This is a genomic window from Daejeonella sp., from assembly GCF_030695525.1.
Classification (GTDB): domain Bacteria; phylum Bacteroidota; class Bacteroidia; order Sphingobacteriales; family Sphingobacteriaceae; genus Daejeonella.
Window position 1 is genome coordinate 14,391 of sequence record NZ_JAUYSS010000059.1, and the last position, 23,712, is coordinate 38,102.

19 protein-coding genes are annotated in these 23,712 nt (G+C 38.9%); 8 read left to right on the forward strand and 11 right to left on the reverse strand.

What is annotated here, in order from left to right; genetic code table 11:
• Nucleotides 1-195 precede the first annotated feature (195 nt).
• Nucleotides 196-8,868: a GH36-type glycosyl hydrolase domain-containing protein gene (locus Q8S11_RS14000; RefSeq protein ID WP_305662741.1), complete on the forward strand. Its 8,673-nt coding sequence runs from the start codon at nucleotides 196-198 to the stop codon at nucleotides 8,866-8,868.
• Nucleotides 8,869-8,941: 73 nt separating this feature from the next.
• Here Q8S11_RS14000 and Q8S11_RS14005 read toward each other — a convergent pair whose 3' ends face one another.
• On the reverse strand, nucleotides 8,942-9,697 hold the full coding sequence (locus tag Q8S11_RS14005) for a DUF3575 domain-containing protein (RefSeq protein ID WP_305662742.1): 756 nt from the start codon (nucleotides 9,695-9,697) through the stop codon (nucleotides 8,942-8,944).
• A gap of 201 nt (nucleotides 9,698-9,898) precedes the next feature.
• On the opposite strand from Q8S11_RS14005, the gene Q8S11_RS14010 reads away from it, so the two are divergent.
• Entirely contained in the window at nucleotides 9,899-10,372 is a 474-nt protein-coding gene (locus Q8S11_RS14010; protein WP_305662743.1) for an ABC transporter ATPase, read from the forward strand.
• Nucleotides 10,373-10,459: 87 nt separating this feature from the next.
• On the opposite strand, the gene mtgA is transcribed toward Q8S11_RS14010, so the two are convergent.
• From mtgA to rpsF, 4 genes are all read right to left on the reverse strand, one after another.
• The gene (gene mtgA, locus Q8S11_RS14015) at nucleotides 10,460-11,146 is read right to left on the reverse strand and encodes a monofunctional biosynthetic peptidoglycan transglycosylase (RefSeq protein WP_305662744.1); all 687 of its coding nucleotides are present in this window, start codon (nucleotides 11,144-11,146) and stop codon (nucleotides 10,460-10,462) included.
• A 127-nt stretch (nucleotides 11,147-11,273) separates the two neighbouring features.
• Nucleotides 11,274-11,717 carry a 50S ribosomal protein L9 gene (gene rplI, locus Q8S11_RS14020; protein WP_305662745.1) on the reverse strand — a complete coding sequence of 148 codons (444 nt, stop codon included), beginning with the start codon at nucleotides 11,715-11,717 and terminating at the stop codon, nucleotides 11,274-11,276.
• Nucleotides 11,718-11,733: 16 nt separating this feature from the next.
• The gene (rpsR, locus tag Q8S11_RS14025) at nucleotides 11,734-11,997 is read right to left on the reverse strand and encodes a 30S ribosomal protein S18 (RefSeq protein WP_305363252.1); all 264 of its coding nucleotides are present in this window, start codon (nucleotides 11,995-11,997) and stop codon (nucleotides 11,734-11,736) included.
• Nucleotides 11,997-12,365, reverse strand: a complete 369-nt coding sequence (gene rpsF, locus Q8S11_RS14030) for a 30S ribosomal protein S6 (RefSeq protein WP_305662746.1) — start codon at nucleotides 12,363-12,365, stop codon at nucleotides 11,997-11,999. Before rpsF ends, rpsR begins: the two co-directional genes overlap by 1 nt.
• A gap of 477 nt (nucleotides 12,366-12,842) precedes the next feature.
• Between rpsF and Q8S11_RS14035 the strand changes: the two genes are divergently transcribed.
• The 3 genes from Q8S11_RS14035 to Q8S11_RS14045 all read left to right on the forward strand — a co-directional run bounded on the left by Q8S11_RS14035 (nucleotide 12,843) and on the right by Q8S11_RS14045 (nucleotide 17,113).
• Nucleotides 12,843-14,669: a DNA polymerase III subunit gamma/tau gene (locus Q8S11_RS14035; RefSeq protein ID WP_305662747.1), complete on the forward strand. Its 1,827-nt coding sequence runs from the start codon at nucleotides 12,843-12,845 to the stop codon at nucleotides 14,667-14,669.
• Nucleotides 14,670-14,912: 243 nt separating this feature from the next.
• Complete coding sequence (locus Q8S11_RS14040; protein ID WP_305662748.1) at nucleotides 14,913-16,148, forward strand: NADP-dependent isocitrate dehydrogenase; 1,236 nt, start codon at nucleotides 14,913-14,915, stop codon at nucleotides 16,146-16,148.
• A gap of 122 nt (nucleotides 16,149-16,270) precedes the next feature.
• The gene (locus tag Q8S11_RS14045; RefSeq protein ID WP_305662749.1) at nucleotides 16,271-17,113 is read left to right on the forward strand and encodes an oxidoreductase; all 843 of its coding nucleotides are present in this window, start codon (nucleotides 16,271-16,273) and stop codon (nucleotides 17,111-17,113) included.
• A 77-nt stretch (nucleotides 17,114-17,190) separates the two neighbouring features.
• Here the strand turns inward: Q8S11_RS14045 and Q8S11_RS14050 are convergent, their stop codons facing one another.
• Together Q8S11_RS14050 and panB are read right to left on the reverse strand one after the other, a co-directional pair.
• A complete protein-coding gene (locus Q8S11_RS14050) occupies nucleotides 17,191-17,922 on the reverse strand; it encodes an RluA family pseudouridine synthase (RefSeq protein WP_305662750.1) in 732 nt (243 codons plus the stop codon).
• Nucleotides 17,923-17,935: 13 nt separating this feature from the next.
• On the reverse strand, nucleotides 17,936-18,751 hold the full coding sequence (panB, locus tag Q8S11_RS14055) for a 3-methyl-2-oxobutanoate hydroxymethyltransferase (RefSeq protein WP_305662751.1): 816 nt from the start codon (nucleotides 18,749-18,751) through the stop codon (nucleotides 17,936-17,938).
• A 251-nt stretch (nucleotides 18,752-19,002) separates the two neighbouring features.
• Between panB and carA the strand changes: the two genes are divergently transcribed.
• The 3 genes from carA (at nucleotide 19,003) to Q8S11_RS14070 (ending at nucleotide 21,928) form a co-directional block, all read left to right on the forward strand.
• The gene (gene carA, locus Q8S11_RS14060; RefSeq protein ID WP_305662752.1) at nucleotides 19,003-20,103 is read left to right on the forward strand and encodes a glutamine-hydrolyzing carbamoyl-phosphate synthase small subunit; all 1,101 of its coding nucleotides are present in this window, start codon (nucleotides 19,003-19,005) and stop codon (nucleotides 20,101-20,103) included.
• 107 nt (nucleotides 20,104-20,210) lie between these two features.
• Complete coding sequence (gene eno / locus Q8S11_RS14065) at nucleotides 20,211-21,503, forward strand: phosphopyruvate hydratase (RefSeq protein WP_305662753.1); 1,293 nt, start codon at nucleotides 20,211-20,213, stop codon at nucleotides 21,501-21,503.
• Nucleotides 21,504-21,622: 119 nt separating this feature from the next.
• Complete coding sequence (locus Q8S11_RS14070; RefSeq protein ID WP_305662754.1) at nucleotides 21,623-21,928, forward strand: septum formation initiator family protein; 306 nt, start codon at nucleotides 21,623-21,625, stop codon at nucleotides 21,926-21,928.
• Between the two features lie 91 nt (nucleotides 21,929-22,019).
• Here Q8S11_RS14070 and Q8S11_RS17890 read toward each other — a convergent pair whose 3' ends face one another.
• The 4 genes from Q8S11_RS17890 to Q8S11_RS14085 form a co-directional block, all read right to left on the reverse strand.
• Complete coding sequence (locus Q8S11_RS17890; RefSeq protein ID WP_371135178.1) at nucleotides 22,020-22,472, reverse strand: type II CAAX prenyl endopeptidase Rce1 family protein; 453 nt, start codon at nucleotides 22,470-22,472, stop codon at nucleotides 22,020-22,022.
• 50 nt (nucleotides 22,473-22,522) lie between these two features.
• Entirely contained in the window at nucleotides 22,523-22,696 is a 174-nt protein-coding gene (locus Q8S11_RS14075; protein WP_305662755.1) for a bacteriocin, read from the reverse strand.
• Nucleotides 22,697-22,709: 13 nt separating this feature from the next.
• Nucleotides 22,710-22,892, reverse strand: a complete 183-nt coding sequence (locus Q8S11_RS14080; protein WP_305662756.1) for a hypothetical protein — start codon at nucleotides 22,890-22,892, stop codon at nucleotides 22,710-22,712.
• 440 nt (nucleotides 22,893-23,332) lie between these two features.
• Nucleotides 23,333-23,455: a hypothetical protein gene (locus tag Q8S11_RS14085; RefSeq protein ID WP_305662757.1), complete on the reverse strand. Its 123-nt coding sequence runs from the start codon at nucleotides 23,453-23,455 to the stop codon at nucleotides 23,333-23,335.
• Nucleotides 23,456-23,712 lie beyond the last annotated feature (257 nt).

Here is a 23,712-nt window from a genome sequence, read left to right on the forward strand (position 1 = left end):
ACAAATTAAGGCAAAATACAAGTAAACTGAAAAATTTACATAAATTGTGACATTGTGACTCTCTAAAGGGCTATATGACTCACAATTAGACTTTCACTTACATCCAGTCCAATTAAGATTTACATTTTTAAATTTTTCGAATTATGAGGTATACTTTCAAACTAATAATCCGGTTCAGTTTAAAATACAATTGAGATGAAGGTTAAAAGTACTAGCGTTTTTGAAATGCTATCCCGCATGCGTGAATATTTTCAAACGGGTAATTTCTCTTTGAATTCTACTCCAACAGATCCTATACGCTCAGAATTATACAATTTCGATCAAATGAAAGCCCATGCTACTATAGTGGCGCGGTCTCATAAAATTTTAAAAGGCAAACGGACTGACAAGCTTTTAAAAAGATTGGATGATAATGAAGAGACTCTGGTGGAGGTACGAAATCTACTCGTTGAAGGTATTCAATCCGGACAGGCAATAACACCTGCTGCAGAATGGCTTCTGGATAACTTCTATTTAATTGAAGAACAAATTGTTACTGCTAAAAAACACCTGCCTAAAAAATACAGTGAAGGCCTGCCCTATCTGACCAATGTTAACTCTGAAGGTATTCCCAGAGTATATGATATCGCTCTTGAAATAATTGCACATAGCGATGGCCTCATTGACCTAAAAGAATTAAAGGGTTTTGTATCGGCTTATCAATCAGAAAAAATTCTAACACTGGGGGAGTTATGGGCAATCCCAATTATGTTAAAACTTGCTGTTATTGAAAATCTAAGAAGGATTGCTGAAAAAATAGCACTTGACAGGATTGACAATAACCTGGCAGATTACTGGAGCGAGCAAATGATCGAAACAGTGAGGAAAGACCCTGCAGATATGGTTTTGACCATTTCTGATATGGCCAGATCCAAGCCTGTTTTAAATAGTCCGTTTGTAGCCGGATTCACCCGAAAACTCCAGGGAAAAGGCCCGGCATTTGCTTTACCCCTAAGCTGGTTGGAACAACAATTATCGCGGCAGGGAATATCCGTTAATGATCTGGTTTGGCATGAAAACCAAAAACAGGCTGCTGATCAGGTATCTGTTAAAAACAGTATCGGTACAATGCGATTCATCGGCTCAGCTGATTGGCGCAAATTTGTGGAGTCCTCAAGTATAGTTGAGCAAACATTTCGGAGTGATAATACAAGTATTTATCCTCAAATGGACTTTGCTACACGTGACAGGTACAGGCATGTGATTGAAACTATTGCAGCAGGCAGTCAGCTTTCTGAAACAGAAATTGCAAAAAAAACAATAGAATTAACAAAAAGACCCGGATTAGCTGAAAGACAAAAACATGTAGGATATTACCTGATAGATAATGGCTTTGATCAATTAAAAGAAGCTGCTCAGATGCGCTTTAATGCAAGGCAAAGTCTGACAGATTTCATGGAAAAAAGGCCAACTTTTATCTATCTTACTTCAATTTCTATTCTTACACTAGTCATCGCTTTCGGTATGTTTCTGGTTGCCTGGCTCTATGGAGATTTCAGCTGGCAATTTCTGATACTGATAGCTTTGTTATGTATTGCTGGTGCTGCTCATTTGGCTATTTCCTTTACCAACTGGCTTGCAACTATATGGCTTAGTCCTAAAATTTTACCCCGGCTAGACTTTTCAAAAGGGATTCCCGATGAATACCCCACTCTGGTAACTATTCCCTCAATGCTTTCAAGCAAAAATGAAATTGAAGAGAGTGTCGAAGCGCTCGAAATTCGTTTTTTAGCTAACCGGGAAAAAAATCTATACTTCAGTCTACTGACAGATTTTACGGATGCAGACTCAGAAACAATGCCGGATGATCGTTCCTTTCTCAACCTGGTGAGTGAAAGAATTCAACAGTTAAATGAGAAATACAATAAAGCCGGACATCCGGATATTTTTTATCTATTTCATCGTCCGAGAAAATGGAACCCGAATGAAGATAAATGGATGGGATATGAGCGAAAAAGAGGAAAACTCTCTGCTTTAAATACGCTGTTAAGAAATGAAGGCAGAAATGAATTTAGCCAGATTGTAGGAGAATATAGAGATCTGAAAAATATAAAATATATAATCTCACTTGACTCAGACACCCAACTTCCAAGAGATGCAGCATGGAAATTAATAGCCACTATGGCGCATCCCTTAAACCATGCAGTATATGATGAAAGAAAAAAACGCGTAGTACAAGGATATGGGATTTTGCAGCCGAGAATTGCATCAGACTTTCCCAGAGGTAAAACTTCTCTTTATTTACGTTTACAAGGGGATATGAAAGGCATAGACCCTTATACCCGGGCCTCCTCTGATGTCTATCAGGATATTTTTCAGGAAGGCTCTTTTATAGGGAAGGGCATCTATGACCTGGATATTTTTGAAAAGGTTGTGGGCAAAATTTTTCCAGAAAACCGTATCCTTAGCCATGATTTAGTAGAAGGTTGCTATACACGCTCTGGCTTGTTAAGCGATGTTGTATTATATGAAAACAATCCTTCCAATTATGAAGCAGATATAAAACGCCAGCATCGCTGGATCAGGGGTGATTGGCAAATAGCTACATGGATATTGCCCTTTATTTACACTGAAAATAATAAAATGGTAAGAAATCATCTTTCCATTTTATCCCGTTGGAAAATAGCAGATAATCTGCGCAGAAGCTTGCTGCCTCTGTCGCTTTTATTAATTTTTATCCTGGGGTGGTCCGTTTTACCCAAACCCTGGTTTTGGACCCTTGCAGTAACCATTATTATATTATTACCCGTAATGGCAGCAGCATTTTTGCAGTTATTCCGTCGTCCTGAAGATTTAGATTTAAAAGCCCATGTTGCCGAAGTCAGTAATTCTGTTAAGGAAGTTTTATTGCGCTTTATGTTTGGAATAGCAGTATTGCCATACGAAGCCTATCGGTTTACAGATGCAATCATTCGAACCAATTGGAGAATGCTTGTGAGCGGTAAGAAGCTTTTGGAGTGGACTCCATCGGCCAGCGCTTCTGGCCTGTCAAAAAACAGTCTCTGGTTCATTTACCAAAAAATGTGGATTGGCCCGGTATTGGCCTTTCTTTGTCTTATATTATTCTTATACACGAATTCACCCGCCTTCTTAGTTTCTGTCCCTATAATTGGGTTATGGTTTGTTTCACCCTCCATTGCCTGGAGTTTAAGTCAGCCGGAAAAAGAAGAAGTACCCGAGCTTAACCAGACAGAAGAGTTATTTCTTCACAAGCTGGCCAGAAAAAAATGGGGCTTTTTTGAACAATTTGTGAATGAAGGAGAAAACTGGCTTCCGCCCGACAACTATCAACAAGAGCCTGATCCGGTGATCGCACACCGTACATCACCTACCAATATTGGCCTTTCTTTGCTGGCTAACCTTACTGCATATGATTTTGGGTATATTACCATGTCTGAAATGGTTTTGAGATGCAATAACACGCTCAAAACATTACATAAAATGGAACGTTACAAGGGCCATTTTTACAACTGGTATGATACCCGTGACTTATCCATTCTGGTACCGGCATATGTATCATCAGTAGATAGCGGTAATCTGCTGGGACATCTGCTAATTTTACGGCAAGGCATCTTAGCGCTTAATTCTACTCCAATATTCAATACTGAAAGCTATAAAGGACTTCGATCTACAACCGGAATAATACAGGATTTATTGAAGGATGGAAACATCGAAAAGATAAAGAATTTACTGGATAATGCTATTCTTGAAAAAGGCAATTCCTTGTCTGTAATAAAAAGAAATTTAGATACTCTAAAGACACTCAGCGACAAAATAACCGGTATTGATGAAAATACGGTAGCCAGTAAATGGCTGTTAAAATTAAAAAATCAAATCGAAAGTACACGGGAAGAATTGTATCAGGAAATTCCATGGCTTAGTATGTTACCCATTCCTGAGTCTTTTGCCGGTTTATCAGAACTCGATTTTAATCATTCTCTTCTCTCCATTCAGGAAACAAATAATGGTTTGCTACAGAGGATTGATCAATACAAGAGAGAAACAAGTCTTGAAGATGAAACTAACTGGCTGGTAAAATTAGAAACTACTTTAAAAACCGGATTAGATTTTATTCCTGAAAAACTCACCTGGTTCGAAGAATTAGCCGAACAACTTGAGCAATTGAGCATTGTAGACTATGATTTTCTGATGAATAAAGATACTTGTCTTCTTTCAATAGGCTATAATGTTGATGAATTAAGAAGAGATGACAGCTACTATGATATGCTTGCTTCTGAAGCAAGAATGGGTATTTTTGTGGGCATTGCACAGGGCTTGTTACCCCAGGAAAGCTGGTTCTCATTAGGCCGTTTACTCACCGATTCGAAAGACGGGCCTGTCCTACTGTCGTGGAGCGGATCAATGTTTGAATATCTGATGCCACAATTAGTAATGCCCACCTATGAAAATACCCTATTGCATGCGACCAATATTGCAATGGTAAAACGGCAGATAGAATATGCAAAACAGCGTGATGTTCCCTGGGGCATTTCAGAATCTGGCTATAATAATGTGGATACCAGTCTGAATTATCAATATCAGGCTTTCGGCGTGCCCGGATTAGGATTAAAGCGTGGATTAGAGGAAGACCTGGTCATAGCACCATACGCTTCCATGCTTGCTTTAATGATTGCTCCCAAAAAAGCAGTAACGAATTTAATACATTTATCCGAAGAAGGTTTTGAAGGTGAATATGGCTTATTTGAAGCCATTGATTATACCAAATCACGAGTACCTCGTGGCCAGGACTACGTAATCATCAATTCCTATATGGCCCACCATCAGGGAATGGGATTATTATCCTTTGCCTATGTTTTATTAAACAAGCCTATGCAAAATCGATTTGCTAAGGAGTTGCGCTTTCAGGCGACCCTGCTACTACTGCAGGAGCGAATTCCAAAGAAATCAATTTTTTATGCACACACGGCAAAAGCTACTGATATACAAAGAACTGCAGGAGAATCACAATTAAGAATTATCAATACGCCAAATACTCCCATACCAGAAATACAATTACTTTGTAATGGAAGTTATCAGGTAATGGTAACCAATTCTGGGGGAGGATTCAGCCGCTGGAAAAATTTATCAGTAACCAGATGGAGGGAAGATGTTATAAAAGATAATTATGGAATCTTTTGCTATATAAAAGATGTCAATACCGGGAATTTTTGGTCTAATACCTACCATCCTACTCTTCAGCCTGCCACAAATTATGGAGTTATATTTTCACAGGGTACAATCGAATTTCACAGGCAGGACTTCGGTTTTGAAACTAAAACACTAATTGTGGTATCTCCTGAAGATAATGTAGAAATAAGGAAAATCAAGATTACAAACCGTTCCCAATCCTCAAAGGTTCTGGAAATTACCAGTTATACAGAGATTGTCCTGGCTACGCAGGCCTCTGATGAATCGCATCCGGCATTCAGTAACTTATTTGTTCAAACAGAGATACAGCCAGAATACAATGCAATATTCAGCACAAGAAGGGCCAGGTCTAAAGATGAAATGCCCCCTCACTTATTCCATTTAATGGACGCTTATGGTGCACAAGTGGAGGACGTATCCTACGAAACAGATCGCATGCAATTTATTGGAAGAGGAAGAACATTAGCCAACCCGAAGGCGCTGGATGCCGGCAGATTAGCCGGTAATCAGGGAGCTGTTTTGGATCCTGTAATGGCCACCAAATTCCGTATCACCATTAAGCCTTATAGCACGGCTACCGTCGACCTTATCTACGGCATTTGTAATAGTCGTAAAGAAAGTGAAGCCCTTATGCATAAATATAGGGATAAGAATCTTAAAAAACGGGCACTGGATCTTTCATGGACACATAGTCAGGTTTTATTAAGGCAGATTAACGCGACAGAAGCAGATGCACAAATATTTGGGAAATTAGCCTCCTCGGTTATTTATTCAAACCCGGCCTTTCGTGCCAATGACACAGTAATCAAAAGCAATTACAGAGGCCAGTCGGGACTTTGGAGCCATTCTGTCTCTGGCGACCTGCCTATTGTACTGCTACAAATTTTTGACCTGGGAAATCTGGATTTAGTAACCCAAATGATTAAGGCACATAGTTATTGGCAATTAAAGGGATTGACCGTAGATCTAATGATATGGAATGAGGATCATGGTTCTTACCGGCATGAATTACAGGACCAGATTTTAGGAATGATTTCAGCAGTAAACATTTTAACTGCACATATTCCCGGAAGAATTTTTGTAAAATCAACTGATCAAATATCTGCAGAGGACCGCATCTTATTTGAAAGTGTTGCGAAAATAATTATTACCGATAATAACGGTTCCTTATCAGAGCAATTATCAGGACACTACAGGGAAATAGGCTCATCCCCATTATTGGAAGTTAAACCACAGGCTCCCATAAAAATAAGTCCTGAAAATCTGGTGATGCCTCCGGATCTTAAATTTTTCAATGGAACAGGAGGCTTTACTGCAGATGGAAAAGAATATAAGATATTAATTGATAAAAAAGGAACCACCCCTGCACCCTGGGTGAATGTCATTGCAAATCCTATTATCGGAACAGTGGTTTCTGAAAGTGGCGCAGCGTATACCTGGGCGGTGAATGCACATGAATACCGCATAACTCCCTGGCATAATGATCCGGTAACCGATACCAGCGGTGAAGCTTTTTACCTGCGCGATGAAGAAAGCGGACTATTTTGGTCGCCGGCGCCATATCCTGCAAAAGGTGAAAGTAATTATATCACAACACATGGATTCGGATATACCAGTTATGAACATATAGAAAACGGCATATATTCCAAAATGAAGGTGTTTGTTGACAAGGAGGCACCTGTTAAGTTTGTAGTGCTTACACTAAAAAATAAAACAGAGAGAATACGAAAACTCTCCTCTACAGGCTACCTGGAAATCATTTTAGGCGATGTCCGCTCCAAAACCAATATGCACATTCTTTCAGACCATGACGTGCAGAACGGTGCCTTATTCTTTCGAAACAGGTACAATGATGCCTTTGCCAACCGAGTGGCATTTTTTAAAATTATTGGTGCGGGTAAGTATAGTTATACCACCGACCGGTCGAAGTTTATTGGCAGGAACAGAAATCTTTCCAATCCCCAGACTTTACACCGTCAGGATCTTAGAGGGAAAATTGGTGCCGGACATGACACCTGCGCCGGTTTGCAGGGAAAATTTAATTTGCTGGCAGGAGAAGAAAGAGAGATTGTTTTCCTGATTGGCAGTGCCGAAGACACGGACAACGCAATTATGCTCACTCAGAAATTTTCAGATCTGAATTCAATTAATCATTCTTTTGACCAGATAAATGAATACTGGAATGAAATAGTAAGTACAGTTCAGGTTCAAACCCCCGATAAAGCATTAGATCTTTTGGCCAATGGATGGTTAACCTATCAAACCATCGCATCCCGAATATTTGCCCGCAGTGGATTCTATCAATCAGGGGGAGCCTTTGGTTTTAGAGACCAGATTCAGGATGTTTTATCCCTATTACACAATAAACCTGAATTTGCCAGGAAACAAATACTTTTAAATGCTTCCAGGCAGTTTAAAGAAGGAGATGTTCAGCATTGGTGGCATCCCCCTGAAGGAAGAGGTGTACGTACAACATGTTCCGACGATCTCTTGTGGCTGCCATTTGCCGTTTATAGATATTTGAATGCTACTGGTGATGTTGATATCCTGAAAGAGCAAGTCGGGTTTTTAGAATCCAGGCTTCTGGATAAAGGAGAAGACTCCCTGTTTGATTTACCGATGAGTGGAAGTTTAATTGCTGATCTGTATCACCATTGTTGTCTCACTATAAAACATAGTCTCCGTTTTGGAAAACATGGCTTGCCTTTAATGGGGTCCGGCGACTGGAATGACGGCATGGATCAGGTTGGAAATGAAGGCAAAGGAGAAAGCGTTTGGCTGGCATTTTTCTTTTATGATGTTCTTTCCAATTTCGAGAAAGTAGCTATTGAATATGGAGATCCTGAATTTGCGACAACCTGTAAAAATGAGGCTATCCTATTACAATCCAATATTGAAAAATCTGCCTGGGACGGTGAATGGTATAAACGCGCCTGGTTCGATGATGGAACACCTCTTGGATCAAAAATAAATGAAGAATGCAGTATTGATGCTATCTCCCAAAGTTGGTCTGTTCTGACTAAAGCTGCTCCGGAAGAAAGAAGAAATCAAGCCATGAATTCTTTAAATAAATATCTGGTTAAAAGAGATATGAAAATAATCCAGCTTCTTGATCCCCCCTTTGATAAATCTGATTTGAATCCGGGTTATATAAAGGGATATGTACCAGGGGTAAGGGAAAATGGAGGGCAATATTCCCATGCAGCCATCTGGACCTTAATGGCCTTTGCAGCTCTTGGCGACAGGAAGACAAGTTATGAGCTCTTTAGTATGATACAACCTGTAAATCATGCTCTTATACAGGAAGATGTTCAGATTTACAAAGTTGAACCTTATGTGATGGCTGCCGATGTTTACGCCAATGAAACCCATCAGGGCCGTGGTGGATGGACCTGGTACACTGGTTCTGCAGGCTGGATGAATCAATTTATTATCGGCTCTTTGTTGGGTATGGAATTAATGGTAGACCATCTTAAATTCACACCTTGCTATCCTGAGGACTGGCCTTCAGTTACAATCAACTACCGATTCAAAACCAGCACCTATAATATCACAGTATTTCAGGAGAAAAATATTGAAGGATCTTGGTGGAAAATGGATAATGAGCAAGGAAATGGAAATAAATTCCTCCTTCAGGATGATGGTATGCTACATGAAGTTGAAATTCATATTTTGATTTAGGAAATGTTCTGGTTTTAAAAATAAAATGCCGGATTTTTCTTAAAATCCGGCATTTACCATGTTAATAAATGGGTTAGAAACGTATTCCAAGACATAGGCCGGCTCTCAAACCTGCCCATGGCCCTTTTATGTCCAATCTGGCACCATTGGCATCAACGGTTGTTGTTGTTTCCGCAAAGGGAATTTCTATATCCTGAAGTTCGTTTCTAAGTTCCTGTTGCTCCTGAGCATTCAATGCTTTTTTTCCGTCAAGCAATCCATTAGAAGAACCATACTGCGGGCCAAGCATCCACCAGTCCAGATAAACTTTTCCTCCAAGCTTCCATTGCGCACCCAGTAATAAACCTCCGGTGAAGGTGTTCAGTTTTCCACTTAAAGGCATTGTTTGAGTCACACCATTCACATCAAATTCAAATGGCATTTCTGCGGTATAGCTACTGATACGGGCAAATGGAGCAAGATAAAAACCTCTCATCGCCTGTTTTCCCATATAGAACCGGATCTCAGGTGTAAAAGCCACATTGCCAGTTTTGAAATTATCCAGTTGTCTGTCAGTATCCGGATCATCAATTAAATTTGAAATTGAAGATCGCATTGGTAGTCCTCCCTTGGGCATAATGCGCAACCCTAATCCGGCAGTTACTTTCCTGCCGATCTTATGCTCATAGGCCAGAGAAAAATTTCGTAATGGTAATGAAAGGAGGTTCAGCTTCACCAGGCTGTTCCCGGAATCTATACTTACATTCCTGCTTTCCACTGAATCTTTATCCTGTGCGAAACCATAGCCACTCAGTATTAAGAGTACGAGCAAAAAAAATAATTTCTTCATAATTTTGATTTTTTATAGAGCTTTAATTTTACTTATTTAAAATTAACGACATATTTTTATTTTTTTAATTATTTGAATTCGATTCCCGAAAATACTATCAGCATTTGAGAGCAAATACCTGCAGATAGTTATTTTCATCAGGATTTTGTAAACCTTCAAGAAAAAGGTATGTGGTATACCATGAATTCGTAATTTTACGATATGAAAATTTCAGAAAATGCCAGGGTTTGGATATATCAGTCAGACCGCCGCTTCACAATGGATGAAGAACAGGCGATACAGAAGATATTGAACGATTTTACAAGGGAATGGCAGGCACACGGACATGCCCTGGCTGCTCTCGCTGAAATCTATCATAATCAGTTTATTGTACTTTCGGTTGATGAGCAAATTGCCGGTGCTACCGGATGCAGCATTGATAAGTCCGTTCATCTGATGAAAGAAATAGAATCAAAATTTAACATCAATCTGTTCGACCGTTTCAGAATGGCCTACAGATCGGATGAAGAGATTATCACTTGCAGCCGTGATGAGTTTGAAGAGCAGATCAAAAAAGGTATTGTTGATGGTCAGACTCTGGTATTTAATAATCTGATCAGTCGGCGAAAAGAGCTGGAAACTGCATGGAATATTCCATTGGCAGAGAGCTGGCATGCTAAGGTATTTTCGTTTTGATCAAGAGCCAAGAACCAAGAATCAAGAACCAAGAACCAAGACAAGTTAAATTGAATTGGTACCCCAATCCTGTTAACTCTTATCTCATCAAAAAGGCAGTTTCTTCAAAGCCCTCATATTCCTTAAGATCAGGCCTTGTTTATAATAAACAAATCTTGTTGGCCTTGTAGGATTCCAGCGTAAAGGATTGGGTAATACCGCAACCAGGAGCGCTGCCTGCGACTTGCTCATGCTGTTTGCTGATTTGCCCCAGTAATTCTGAACAGCAGCTTCAGCACCGTAGATACCATCCCCCATTTCGATCACATTCAGATAAACCTCGAGAATACGCTCTTTACCCCATAACAGCTCGATAAGAACGGTAAAATAAGCTTCAAAAGCTTTACGGATATAGGATCTTCCCGGCCAGAGAAATACATTTTTTGCTGTCTGCTGACTGATTGTACTCCCTCCTCTGACTTTTTTACCTTTTTGATTCTTTTCAAATGCAGTCTCCATAGCCTTAAAATCAAAACCTCTGTGATTCAAAAAATTCACATCTTCCCCTGCAATGGCTGCTTTCTTCAGATTATCTGAGATATCTTCTATCCTTAACCATGATTTATCAATTCTTAATTCTTTACCCTCAAACTTGCGTTCAACAGCACGTTGCAGCATGAGATAAGTAATTGGCGGGTTGATGAACCGGTAGATAAGTACCCATACTAATGAAATAGCAAGAAACCAAAAAATTACTTTTTGAATCAGTCCGATGATTATTTTGAAAGTGTTCAATTTTTAAAATACAGGAGATTATATTTCTAAATTATCTTAAAAAAAAAATGCCTTCTGAAAACTCAGAAGGCAATAAAAATATAATTTTTTTCCTGATTTTTTCCCGCAATAAAACGGGAAAAGGAAATTACTCTGCAATAACTTCAAAAGGAACTTTAACCTTTACTTCTTTGTGCAGGTTAAGGTTTGCAGTATACTCACCTACAAATTTAGGCTCAGTATCGAAAGTGATGCGACGACGGTCAACGTCAAAGCCTTCTTTCTTTAAAGCATCCGCAATCTGGATCGTGTTAACAGATCCAAAGATCTTACCACTCTCACCAGCTTTTGCTCCAATAGAAAGTTTAACACCTTCCAGTCTGGCAGCAATTGCATCTGCATCCTTTTTAATTTTATCCTGCTTAAAAGCAGCTTGCTTCAGGTTCTCAGCTAATACTTTTTTTGCTGATTCAGTAGCCAGTGTAGCATAACCCTTTGGAATAAGGAAATTACGTCCAAATCCAGGCTTTACATTCACCACATCATCTTTCTCTCCGAGATTCTTGATGTCTTGTTTTAAAATTAGTTCCATTTCGCTTATCTCCCTCTTATTTTAATGAATCAGTAACATAAGGTAATAAACCGATATGACGCGCACGCTTAACAGCCTGTGCAACTTTACGCTGAAATTTCAGGGAAGTACCGGTCAAACGACGTGGTAAAACCTTACCCTGATCATTGATAAACTTCAACAAAAAGTTTGCGTCTTTGTAATCGATGTATTTAATACCGTTTTTTCTGAAACGGCAATATTTTTTACGGCTCTCGTCAACCTTGGGAGCGGTAACATATTGGATTGTATCTTTTGCCATTATTTCGCTACCTCCTCAATTTTAGTTTCTTGTTTTTTGTTGAAAGCTCCGCTACGCTTCTTCTCACTGAATGCAAGTGCATGCTTATCCAGAGAAACAGTCAGAAAACGCATGATGCGTTCGTCGCGCCTGTATTCAACTTCAAGTTTGTTAATAAACTCACCCGGAGCTTTGAATGTAGTTAGGTGATAGTATCCTGTTGTCTTCTTTTGAATCGGATACGCTAGTTTTTTCAAACCCCAATTGTCTTCATGGACAATTTCGGCTCCGTTATCAGTCATAAGCTTGTTGAATTTGGTTAATGCCTCTTTCACTGCTTCTTCAGATAACAACGGGGTCAGAATGATCACTGTTTCGTACTGTTGCATTGTTGCTTTTTGTTTTTTTTAAATTTATTAAACCACAAAGCCTGTAAATCAGGCTTTAAAGCGGGATGCAAAAATAGACATAATTTTCTATTTATCAAATGGTTTTAAGAGATTCAGGACAGAATGAGTGAATGCCCGCATTAAGGATACTAATTCAAAATAATATTCATATAAAATTTTGAATAATACAGTTGCATAAAGGGATAGATAAATACTTAGCCCTGTTAATTACCTTGTATTACTTCTTATGACGTAAGCAATAAATCCAATGGTAAATTTTAAAAAATTATTAAATGATTTCATTATTGTATTCTGGCGCAAATATCACACTTAATCAAATATAGTGCCATACCTATAAATAGGTATTTTTTAAAGTTTAATTAATAATTCATATATAATTTCCCCGAATCCGGAGCTGTGAAGAAAAAACTTGATCTAAGTTTGTTTTAACCCATTCCTCTTTATAATTTAGTCCCGATGGATAATTTCATAGTATCAGCAAGAAAGTACCGGCCTGCGACCTTCCAAACTGTTGTTGGTCAGCAACATATAACCGGCACCCTGAAAAACGCCATCAAAAATAACCAACTGGCCCAGGCATTTCTTTTCTGCGGGCCGAGGGGTGTTGGTAAAACCACCTGTGCACGGATCCTGGCCAAGACTATCAATTGTCAGAATTTAACAGCTGATGCCGAAGCCTGCGGGGAATGCAATTCCTGTATCTCCTTTCAAAATGGGAATTCCTTTAACTTTCATGAATTGGATGCTGCTTCCAATAACTCAGTAGAAGATATCCGCAACCTGATTGAACAGGTTCGTATCCCGCCTCAGGCAGGAAAATACAAGGTCTATATCATTGATGAGGTACATATGTTATCACAACAGGCTTTTAACGCCTTTCTGAAAACATTGGAAGAACCTCCTCACTATGCTATCTTTATTTTAGCGACTACTGAGAAGCATAAAATTTTACCTACGATCTTATCCCGGTGTCAGATTTTTGATTTTAACAGAATCCGGGTTGAGGATATGGCTCAGCACCTCGCAGAAATCGCCGATAAGGAAGGCATTGCCTATGATCAGGATGGCTTGCATATGATTGCTCAAAAAGCCGATGGTGGATTACGGGATGCCTTGTCAATGTTTGATCAGATTGTCAGTTTTTCGAACAAGAACGTCAATTATAAAGCAGTAATCGACAATCTGAATATTCTGGATTATGATTATTACTTTAAACTAACCGATGCAATCCTCTCAGAAGATGTGTCTGGTTCTCTCCTGATCTTTGATGAAATTCTAAGCCATGGATTTGATGGAAATCATTTTATTACCGGTCTTGCATCCCATTTTAGAAATTTACTGGTTTGCCGGGACAGCTCAACCCTAAAACTTCTTGAGGTGAGCGAGGGAATCAGGCAGAAATATCAGTTACAGTCGCAAACTGCACCACTTTCTTTTTTAATTTCTGCACTAAATATCAGCAATCAATGTGATCTTAATTATAAGACCAGCAAGAATCAGCGATTACAGGTAGAGCTGGCATTGATCAAACTTTGTCATATTCCGGCAGTCATCAATCTTTCAGCCGCAGGAATGCCCCAAATACCGGAAGGGGAAGTAAAAAAAAAACTTAATCCTGAGGTAAAAACTGAAATTTCTGTTAAGCCAGACTATCCTTTCCATGAAAAGGAAATAACACCAGGCATACAGACGCTTGAAGAACCGAAAAAAATTACCGCATCCGCGGAAGCGCCGGCCACAGAATTTCAAAAAAGTAATCTCAAGCCAGAAGCTGATGCGAAAAAGCCGATTGTCAGTATGCCAAGGCCTTCCCTGAGTCCAAATAGTGCATTCATTCCAAATCTTAATGATCTGGAAGCAAATTACACCAAAAAGGAGGAAGAAAGACCTGAGTACCTGAGTGGTGACAGTAAATTGGATTTTAGTGCAGATTCACTACTCCGCTTCTGGAATACCTATGCCGCTAAAATAAAAAATGAAGGCAAGATCAATATCTTCACGATTATGACATCCTATCCTCCCCGTCTCCTGCCTGAATATATCATTGAACTGGACATAGAGAACAAACTTCAGGAAGAATTGTTGCATTCCGAAAAAGTTGAACTACTAAACTTCCTAAGAACTGAACTTAAGAATTATAGTATTGACCTCCAAACAAAACTACTGGAGCAAATTCAGAAGAAACGTTTGTATACCTCCAATGAAAAATACCAGCATATGCTTGAAAAAAACCCAAATCTGGAAGAGTTCAGAAAGCGATTTAACCTCGATCTGGATTTTTGACTCTGCTCATTACGAGTTTCTTATACCACAATCAGGTAACCATCCTGATTTCAATCAATTCTATCTATATTTTTACGTTTGAACGAAACCTGAATAGCAGCCAATTTGCGGCAGATTACTAATCCAAAGGTTGTATTTCTAACTATCAAAAGAATTTAGCTGAATTTTCCTCCCTATCAGATTTTCAGGTGTATTCAAAATTCCTATCTTTGTCAAAATTCCAAAAACCTCATTATTAAGTATATGTCAGTACAAAAAATTAAAGTTGCAAATCCGGTAGTCGAATTAGACGGCGATGAAATGACCAGAATTATCTGGAAGTTTATTAAAGATAAACTGATTACCCCATACCTGGAACTGGATATTAAATATTACGATCTTGGAATGGAATACCGGGACGAAACGAACGACCAGGTAACCATCGACGCAGCAAATGCGATCAAACAATATGGCGTTGGTATCAAATGTGCAACCATCACTCCTGATGAGGCACGTGTTACCGAATTCAAACTGAAACAAATGTGGAAGTCACCAAATGGTACAATCAGAAATATTCTTGATGGAACTGTTTTCCGTGAGCCAATTGTGATGAGCAATGTGCCGCGCCTGGTGCCAAACTGGACTGCACCGATCTGTATCGGTCGTCATGCATTTGGTGATCAGTATCGTGCAACTGATTTCCTTACTAAAGGAAAAGGTAAATTAACCATTACTTTCAGTCCTGAAGATGGCGGTGAAACCCAATCATTCGAAGTTTATAACTTCAAAGGTGACGGTGTTGCCCTGGCAATGTATAATACTGACGAAAGTATCTATGGTTTTGCCCGTGCCTGCTTTAATCAGGCATTGTCAAAAGGATGGCCATTATACCTATCTACGAAAAATACAATCTTAAAGAAATACGATGGCCGCTTCAAAGATATTTTTGAAGAAGTTTATCAGAATGAATTCAAAGCAGCTTTCGATAAAGCAGGCATTGTTTATGAGCATCGTCTGATTGATGATATGGTTGCATCTGCATTAAAATGGAACGGTAACTTTGTATGGGCTTGTAAAAACTATGACGGTGATGTTCAGTCGGATACAGTTGCTCAAGGTTTCGGATCATTAGGATTAATGACTTCCGTTTTGATTACACCTGATGGTTCTACGATGGAAGCGGAAGCAGCACACGGAACAGTAACCCGTCATTACCGTGACCACCAGGCTGGAAAACCAACTTCAACCAATCCAATTGCCTCCATTTTCGCATGGACCAGGGGTCTTGAATTCCGCGGTAAACTGGATAATAACCAGGCATTAATCGATTTCTGCCATGCTTTAGAGCAGGTTTGTATTGAGACCGTAGAAAGCGGAAAAATGACTAAGGATCTTGCTGTTTGTATCCATGGAAACAAAGTTAGTCATGGGGATCATTACCTGTATACTGAAGAATTCCTGGATGCTATTGACCAGAATCTGAAAGCAAAGCTGTCTTAATATCAATTTTAATTTTATTGATAGCCGCCATTTAATTATGGCGGCTTTTTTTTTGCTTAAATGAGACAATCGTACTAAATATGGAGTGGTCTTAGTATTACTGATTATTAGTAAATTGCATCATGAATACTTCAACCAGAATTTGGCTCATCACCGGTGTTTCCGGCGGACTAGGAAGAGCATTGGCAAAAGAAGCAGCCCTGCAAGGAGAAATCGTTTACGGTACTCTCAGAAAACCTGAACAGATCACTGCATTCAATGAATTAGTACCGGGTAAAACCTTCGGACTTGAACTGGATGTAAATAATCACGGACAGATAAAGTCAGTCGTTGAACAAATCATGGCTAAGTCTGGCCGTATTGATGTTCTGGTAAACAATGCAGGGTACGGATTGTTTGGAGCAATCGAAGAATTAAGTATGGATGAGGCCAGAATGCAAATGGAAACAAATTTCTTTGCGGTGCTGGCAATGACTCAGGCAGTATTACCCATTCTGAGAAAACAAAGATCAGGTCATATCCTCCAGATTTCTTCAATGTCGGGATTACGTGCCAATTCAGGAACAGGCTTATACAATGCCAGTAAATTCGCCCTTGAAGGGATGAGTGAAGCATTGGCATTAGAACTTCAGCCACTTAATATTCATTTAACCCTCGTCGAGCCCGGGCCATTCCGTACCGACTGGGCAGGTACATCCTCAGTAAGCGCCAAAAATAAAATTGAAGATTATGAGCTAAGTTCCGGTGCAAGACTCCGCCTGCTTCAAAGTACCAGTGGAAAGCAACCGGGAAACCCGGCCAAAGCGGCCAAAGCAATACTTCTTGCAGTAAATTCAGATCACCCTCCGCTTCGTCTGCTATTAGGTAAAGTGGCTCTCGATGCCGTACGTGATAAATTTAAAACTGTAGAAGAGGAATTCTCAAAATGGGAGGCTGTCAGTCTGGATACTTCGTTTGAAGAGTGATAAATTAAGTTTCAAATGAACCAAAATTTAATCTTGATTCCTGGCTCTTGGTTCTTGACTCAGAGAAGGTATCAGTACTAAAAGCTCTCGAACCGTTCCCAAAACCCATCCTTTGGTAAGGGAGCAAAGATATTGACCGGTTCCTGTTTTACAGGATGCATAAACTGTAACCTTCTGGCATGCAGGCATATGCTTTTTTTGAGACTGCCGCGGGGATAACCATACTTATTATCTCCAACAATCGGGCAATTCATTGTTGAAAGCTGGACCCGGATCTGATGGGGACGACCGGTTATCGGATCTACTTCTATCAGATAATAACCACCAAGTTCTCCGATTAATTTATAATGAAGTTCTGCCCGCTGACTTCCGGGAACCTCCTTTTCGTAGGCCTTGGTTACGTTTTTCTGAGGGTTTTTCACAAGCCAGTGTATCAGGGTACCCTGTTCAATAGCCGGACGGTTTCTTACAACTGCCCAATAGGTTTTGTGCATATCCCTGCTCTTAAACATTTTATTGATGCGATCAAGGGCCTTACTGGTCTTGGCGAATAAAATTACCCCACTTACAGGCCGGTCGAGACGATGCACCACCCCTAAAAATGCACCATTGGGTTTATTGTACTTTTGGGCGATGTATCTTTTAACTTTCTCATCCAAAGACTCATCACCCGTATCATCAACCTGAACGATATCACCTGCACGCTTGTTTACTGCAATCAGATGATTATCTTCAAATAAAATATCTTTATCAGTAATATCTGCCTCCAGGACAGGGAATTTAGCCTTCTTATATTCAGGAGCAGCCATTAATGGGATTTAATTAATATTGTTCCTTTTCATTCGGGAAATCACCCCTTTTTACATCCTGAACATAGGACTGTACAGCGCCATTAATCTGATCAAACAAGTTGAGGTATTGCCTCAGGAAGCGTGGTTTAAACCCTTTGGTTAATCCAATCATATCATTAATAACCAATACTTGTCCATCACAATGAGGCCCTGCACCGATACCTATTGTGGGAATTTTTATAGAATCTGTTGCCTCCTTAGCCAGTATTGCAGGTATCTTTTCAAGCACTACCGAAAAGCAGCCTGCATCCTGCAGAACCATGATATCCTGTTTCAGCTTTTCGGCTTCGGCTTCTTCTTTAGCCCTGACAGTATAAGTGCCAAATTTATAAATCGACTGTGGTGTTAAACCCAAATGTCCCATTACCGGAATTCCTGCAGTAATGATTCGTTCAATGGATTCACGAATCTCGAGACCGCCCTCCAGTTTTACTGCATGAGCACCCGATTCTTTCATGATCCGGATTGCCGAATTCAGCGCCTCTTTTGAATTTCCCTGATAGGAACCAAAGGGAAGGTCAACCACAACTAGGGCGCGTTTCACAGCCCTCACTACCGACTGGGCATGATAGATCATCTGATCCAGTGTGATTGGCAAGGTTGTTTCATGTCCGGCCATTACGTTTGAAGCTGAATCACCCACCAGAATAACGTCAACACCGCCTTCATCCACAATGGTAGCCATTGAATAATCGTAAGATGTCAGCATAGCGATCTTTTCGCACTTTTGTTTCATTTCCTGGATCGTATTTGTAGTGATCCGCTTTACCTCTTTGTGTACAGACATGTAGCAGGAATTTATGTTTGCTCAAAGTTAGGATTAAATGAAACAATCCTCCCATAATATTATATGTCAGGTATTGAAAAGATTATAAATTTTACTCTTAATCCCTTTTAATTTTAGTAATTATTCACTAATTTTGTCTCCTGTGATAAATGAAGTAAAAAACTTCAGTGTTCAAGCCTCAGCACAACGGAAAATCTTCCGGAATCTTAGCTTTTCAATCGATTTTCAAATCTCTTTTCAATATTTAATAAATGAATAATTACATCAAATTACCTGCTATTCTCTTACTTGCAGATGGTACGGTTTACCACGGAAAAGCGGCGGGAAAGATCGGTACAACAACCGGTGAAATTTGTTTTAATACCGGTATGACCGGATATCAGGAGATCTTTACTGATCCATCCTATTTCGGACAAATTATGGTAACCACGAATGCCCATATCGGTAATTACGGGATTCATAATGAAGAGATTGAATCAGATAATATCAAAATTTCGGGACTGGTTTGCAAAAATTTTAACATTACCTATAGCAGAAAGATGGCCGACACTTCCATTCAGGATTATTTTCTTGAAGAGAAAATTGTTGGTATATCTGATGTAGATACCAGGTCTCTGGTAAGACATATCCGTGATAAAGGTGCAATGAATGCAATCATTTCATCAGAAATATTGGATATTGATGTGTTAAAAGAAAAATTGGCTGATGTTCCATCAATGGAAGGCCTCGAGTTATCCTCACAAGTATCAACAAAAGAATCTTATGAGTATGGCGATGAAAATGCACCAAAACGTGTTGCGGTTCTGGATCTTGGTGTAAAGAAGAATATTCTCAGAAATTTTGATAGCAGAGGTGTATTTTCAAAAGTGTTTCCGGCAAAGACTTCATTCGCTGAAATGGAAAAATGGAACCCGGATGGCTATTTTATCAGTAATGGTCCCGGAGACCCTTCAGCAATGCCATATGCTATCGAGACCGTCAAGGCAGTTTTGGAATCAGGTAAACCCCTCTTTGGTATTTGTCTTGGCCATCAATTACTCGCCTTGGCTAATGATATCCGGACTATGAAAATGTTCAACGGGCATAGAGGTTTGAATCATCCGGTAAAAAACATCATCATCAATCATTGCGAAGTTACTTCACAGAATCATGGCTTTGGTGTCATTCCGGAGGATGTCCGAAATTCAGATAAAGTGGAAATTACCCATCTAAACCTAAACGATCAGTCCATAGAAGGAATCAGGGTTAAAGGAAAGAAAGCATTTTCAGTTCAATTTCACCCGGAATCATCTCCCGGCCCGCACGATTCAAGGTATCTGTTTGATGATTTTGTGAATCTGATGAATAGTTAGTTTAAGTGAAGCACTTGAAAATGACAATTTTTTTTAAAATATAATATATAGTGTATAGGATACACTATGCAATCAGAATTTATACATTTCTTAATTAATAAAATATCATGAGTTTAATTCTCGACGTACACGCAAGACAAATTCTGGATTCACGCGGAAATCCAACCATTGAAGTTGATGTAATCACCGAAAATGGCATTCTGGGCCGTGCGGCAGTACCTTCAGGAGCCTCCACAGGTATTCACGAAGCTGTTGAGCTTCGCGATGGTGATAAGTCGGTTTATTTAGGGAAGGGCGTCTTAAACGCAGTAGCTAATGTGAATGATAAAATTGCCCGGGAACTAAAGGGGATTGATGTATTTGAGCAAAACAGTATCGACAAATTGCTGATTGAAATAGACGGAACTGAAAACAAGGGAAATCTGGGTGCGAATGCCATTCTGGGTGTTTCTCTGGCTGTTGCCAAAGCTGCAGCTCAGGAAAGTCGTCAGCCTCTGTATCGCTATATAGGGGGTGTAAATGCAAACACATTACCTATCCCGATGATGAATATTGTGAATGGCGGTTCACATTCGGATGCTCCAATCGCATTTCAGGAATTTATGATCATGCCGGCCGGTGCTTCTTCTTTTTCTGAAGCTTTACGATGGGGAACGGAAGTTTTCCATACCCTGAAGAAGATCCTTCACGACAGGGGTTTATCAACAGCTGTTGGTGATGAAGGTGGATTTGCTCCTAAATTTGAAGGAACTGAAGATGGGATAGAAACAATACTTGAGGCTATTGAAAAAGCAGGTTTTACACCAGGAAGAGATATCTATCTGGCCTTTGACTGTGCCGCTTCTGAATTTTATAAGGACGGAAAATATGATTACTCCAAATTTGAAGGTCCAAAAGGTGCAATCAGAACAAGTGCTGAGCAGGTGGAATATTTAGCTGCTTTAGCAGAAAAATATCCGATCATTTCGATTGAAGACGGTATGGATGAGGATGATTGGGATGGATGGAAATTATTAAGCGAAAAAATTGGTTCTAAAGTTCAGTTAGTTGGCGATGACCTGTTTGTTACGAATGTAAAGCGTCTGCAGCGTGGAATTGATTCAGATATAGCAAATTCAATTCTCGTTAAAGTAAACCAGATCGGAACATTAACTGAAACAATTAATGCAGTTTCATTAGCACAAAACAGCGGTTATACTTCGGTTATGAGTCACCGTTCCGGCGAAACTGAAGATTATACAATTGCCGATCTTGCGGTGGCATTAAATTGCGGTCAAATTAAGACCGGTTCTGCATCACGTTCAGACAGGATAGCGAAATACAATCAATTACTTCGAATTGAAGAGGAGCTTGGAAGCAGTGCACGTTTTCTGGGAAAGAACTTTAAGTACGTTAAATAAGAACCGTGGAAGATAGAAAGCCCGGATTCACAACAATTTGTTAATAAGTTGATAATAAGCGAAACAAAAACATCCCTGGATGGTGAATCCAGGGATGTTTTTGTTTTATATTTGTATTGATGTACCGTTTTTTAGATCTTATTCGTAACAAATATTTCATTGCAGGTGTAGCATTTCTGACCTGGATGCTATTTTTCGACCGAAATGATCTGATGTCGCAATATGAGTACCGCACTCAACTCAATAAACTTCAGGCTGAAAAAGAATTCTATCTCAAAGAATCGGCAAAAGCGGTCAAAGACCTCAATGAACTGACTACAGACAAGGCAAAGCTCGAGAAATTCGCCCGCGAAAAATATCTGATGAAAAAAGAGAATGAAGATGTTTTTGTGATTATTACACAGGAAGCTAAGAATAAACAATAGATTCCAATCCCCTGGAATTAATTTATTCACCTATTTAACACATTTTCATCACCTCGATAATTTTAGATAAATAGATAATCTTCCAAAACCACTATTCAACAAACAAGAAACCGAATAGATTATAGGATGAATGCAATACAATTGTTAATAAAACCGCAATAAGTTCATTTTTGTTCTTGTAAACGCATACATAAAAATAATTTAGAAATAATCCACTAACAAATGCAGCAACTACATATAGCCAATGATACCAATGGACTTGTGAAAATGCAAATGACATCAGCACGATAATAATTAATGAATTATGTATCCCTATTTTATTTAATAGCCTAAAAAGGACTAATTGAAAAATCAAAGTCTCGATTATTGGAGAAAGCACTACCGCCATAAAAAGGATTTCCTTCTCGGATAATTTTTCAAAAATTAAATTGTCAAGCTTAAAATAAGTATGGTTAATGTAAGTAAATACATAACCATTGATAATTTTTAACAGAACTATCAGAAAAAACAATTGAACAATTTTTTTGTCTGCTAACTTAATCATATTCCAATTTGTTAGCAGACTATATAAAATAGTCTGCTAATTTTTACATTTTACTTATATACCATTGGATTCCCGTAATTTGGATTACCACTTAGTGAATCAGAAAGGTCCAATGCAAAACGAAATGCCCTTGAAGTTACATAACACATATCATAAATTAAGTTTCCAAGGCCACCCCCTTCAATATTCATCAACTCATCTGTTGTTAATTCTTGTAGTTTCATAATAATTTGTTTTTTAATATTTATTATTATAAGTCCCATTCCATCCATCAGAGATTCCCGCTTTAACCGCGTCCCAATTCGATGCGATCTCGTAAGCAATGGTACCCCAAATGGAAGCTCTAAGCCAATTTCCACCCTCAAAATTGATTAATTCTTTAGAATCAAGTTCAATTACATTTAACCGATTTAAATCCATATTTTTTAAATTTTAACTGACTAATAGAATTCAGAATTTGCATTTAGTACTTGATTTCAAAGTGTCTATCTTAATATTTTTGAATTATTGCCAGCAAGGTCAGTGCGAATTTACCATACTTGAATATCGGTAATTGCCCATAAAAGCCTCCTGTACACAACGACTCATTAAAGCTTAATTTGCTTTAAGTCCAAAATAAAATTCAAAATCTTACCTATTAATTCAATATATTTTCACCTACTCTTTACAGGCTTTTCGGTTTCTGCCTTTTGTTGTACAACATCGATCGCGATAGTCTAAGTAAAACATCTTCAGTGCAAAAAAACTATAGTGTAGGAAAATATTTAAAAAAAAAATATCTGACAATAAGTACATTAAAATGAATTGTACAGAACGATTCGCATAATCAAGAATGATGCGATAGGCCATTGAGACCAATATTATTTAGGTACAGAATTATATCCATCCCTAAAACCTCTTGCCATATCTTCCCCGTAAAAAATAACTGCCAAAACAATTAAAATCAGGACTGAAAGCCAGATTAATTTAGAATACTTTTTCATAGGTAATTGAATTTATTATTTGATTAAATAGAAATTATAGATAAAATAATCATATTTTTCTATAGGTAGAATTATTGGTGCTATGAATGAGTGAACGGTAATTGAGGTTCAATAATCATTGCTGTCCGGTTAAATTCTGTACCGGGCATAATATCTCTATAAAGGTTTAACAGACTCACATTCTAGCTAATTTCAAAATAAGAGGCCCCCTCTCAACCTTTCCTCCCTCCATTGCCAGGGGGCGATTTCCTTTTGAA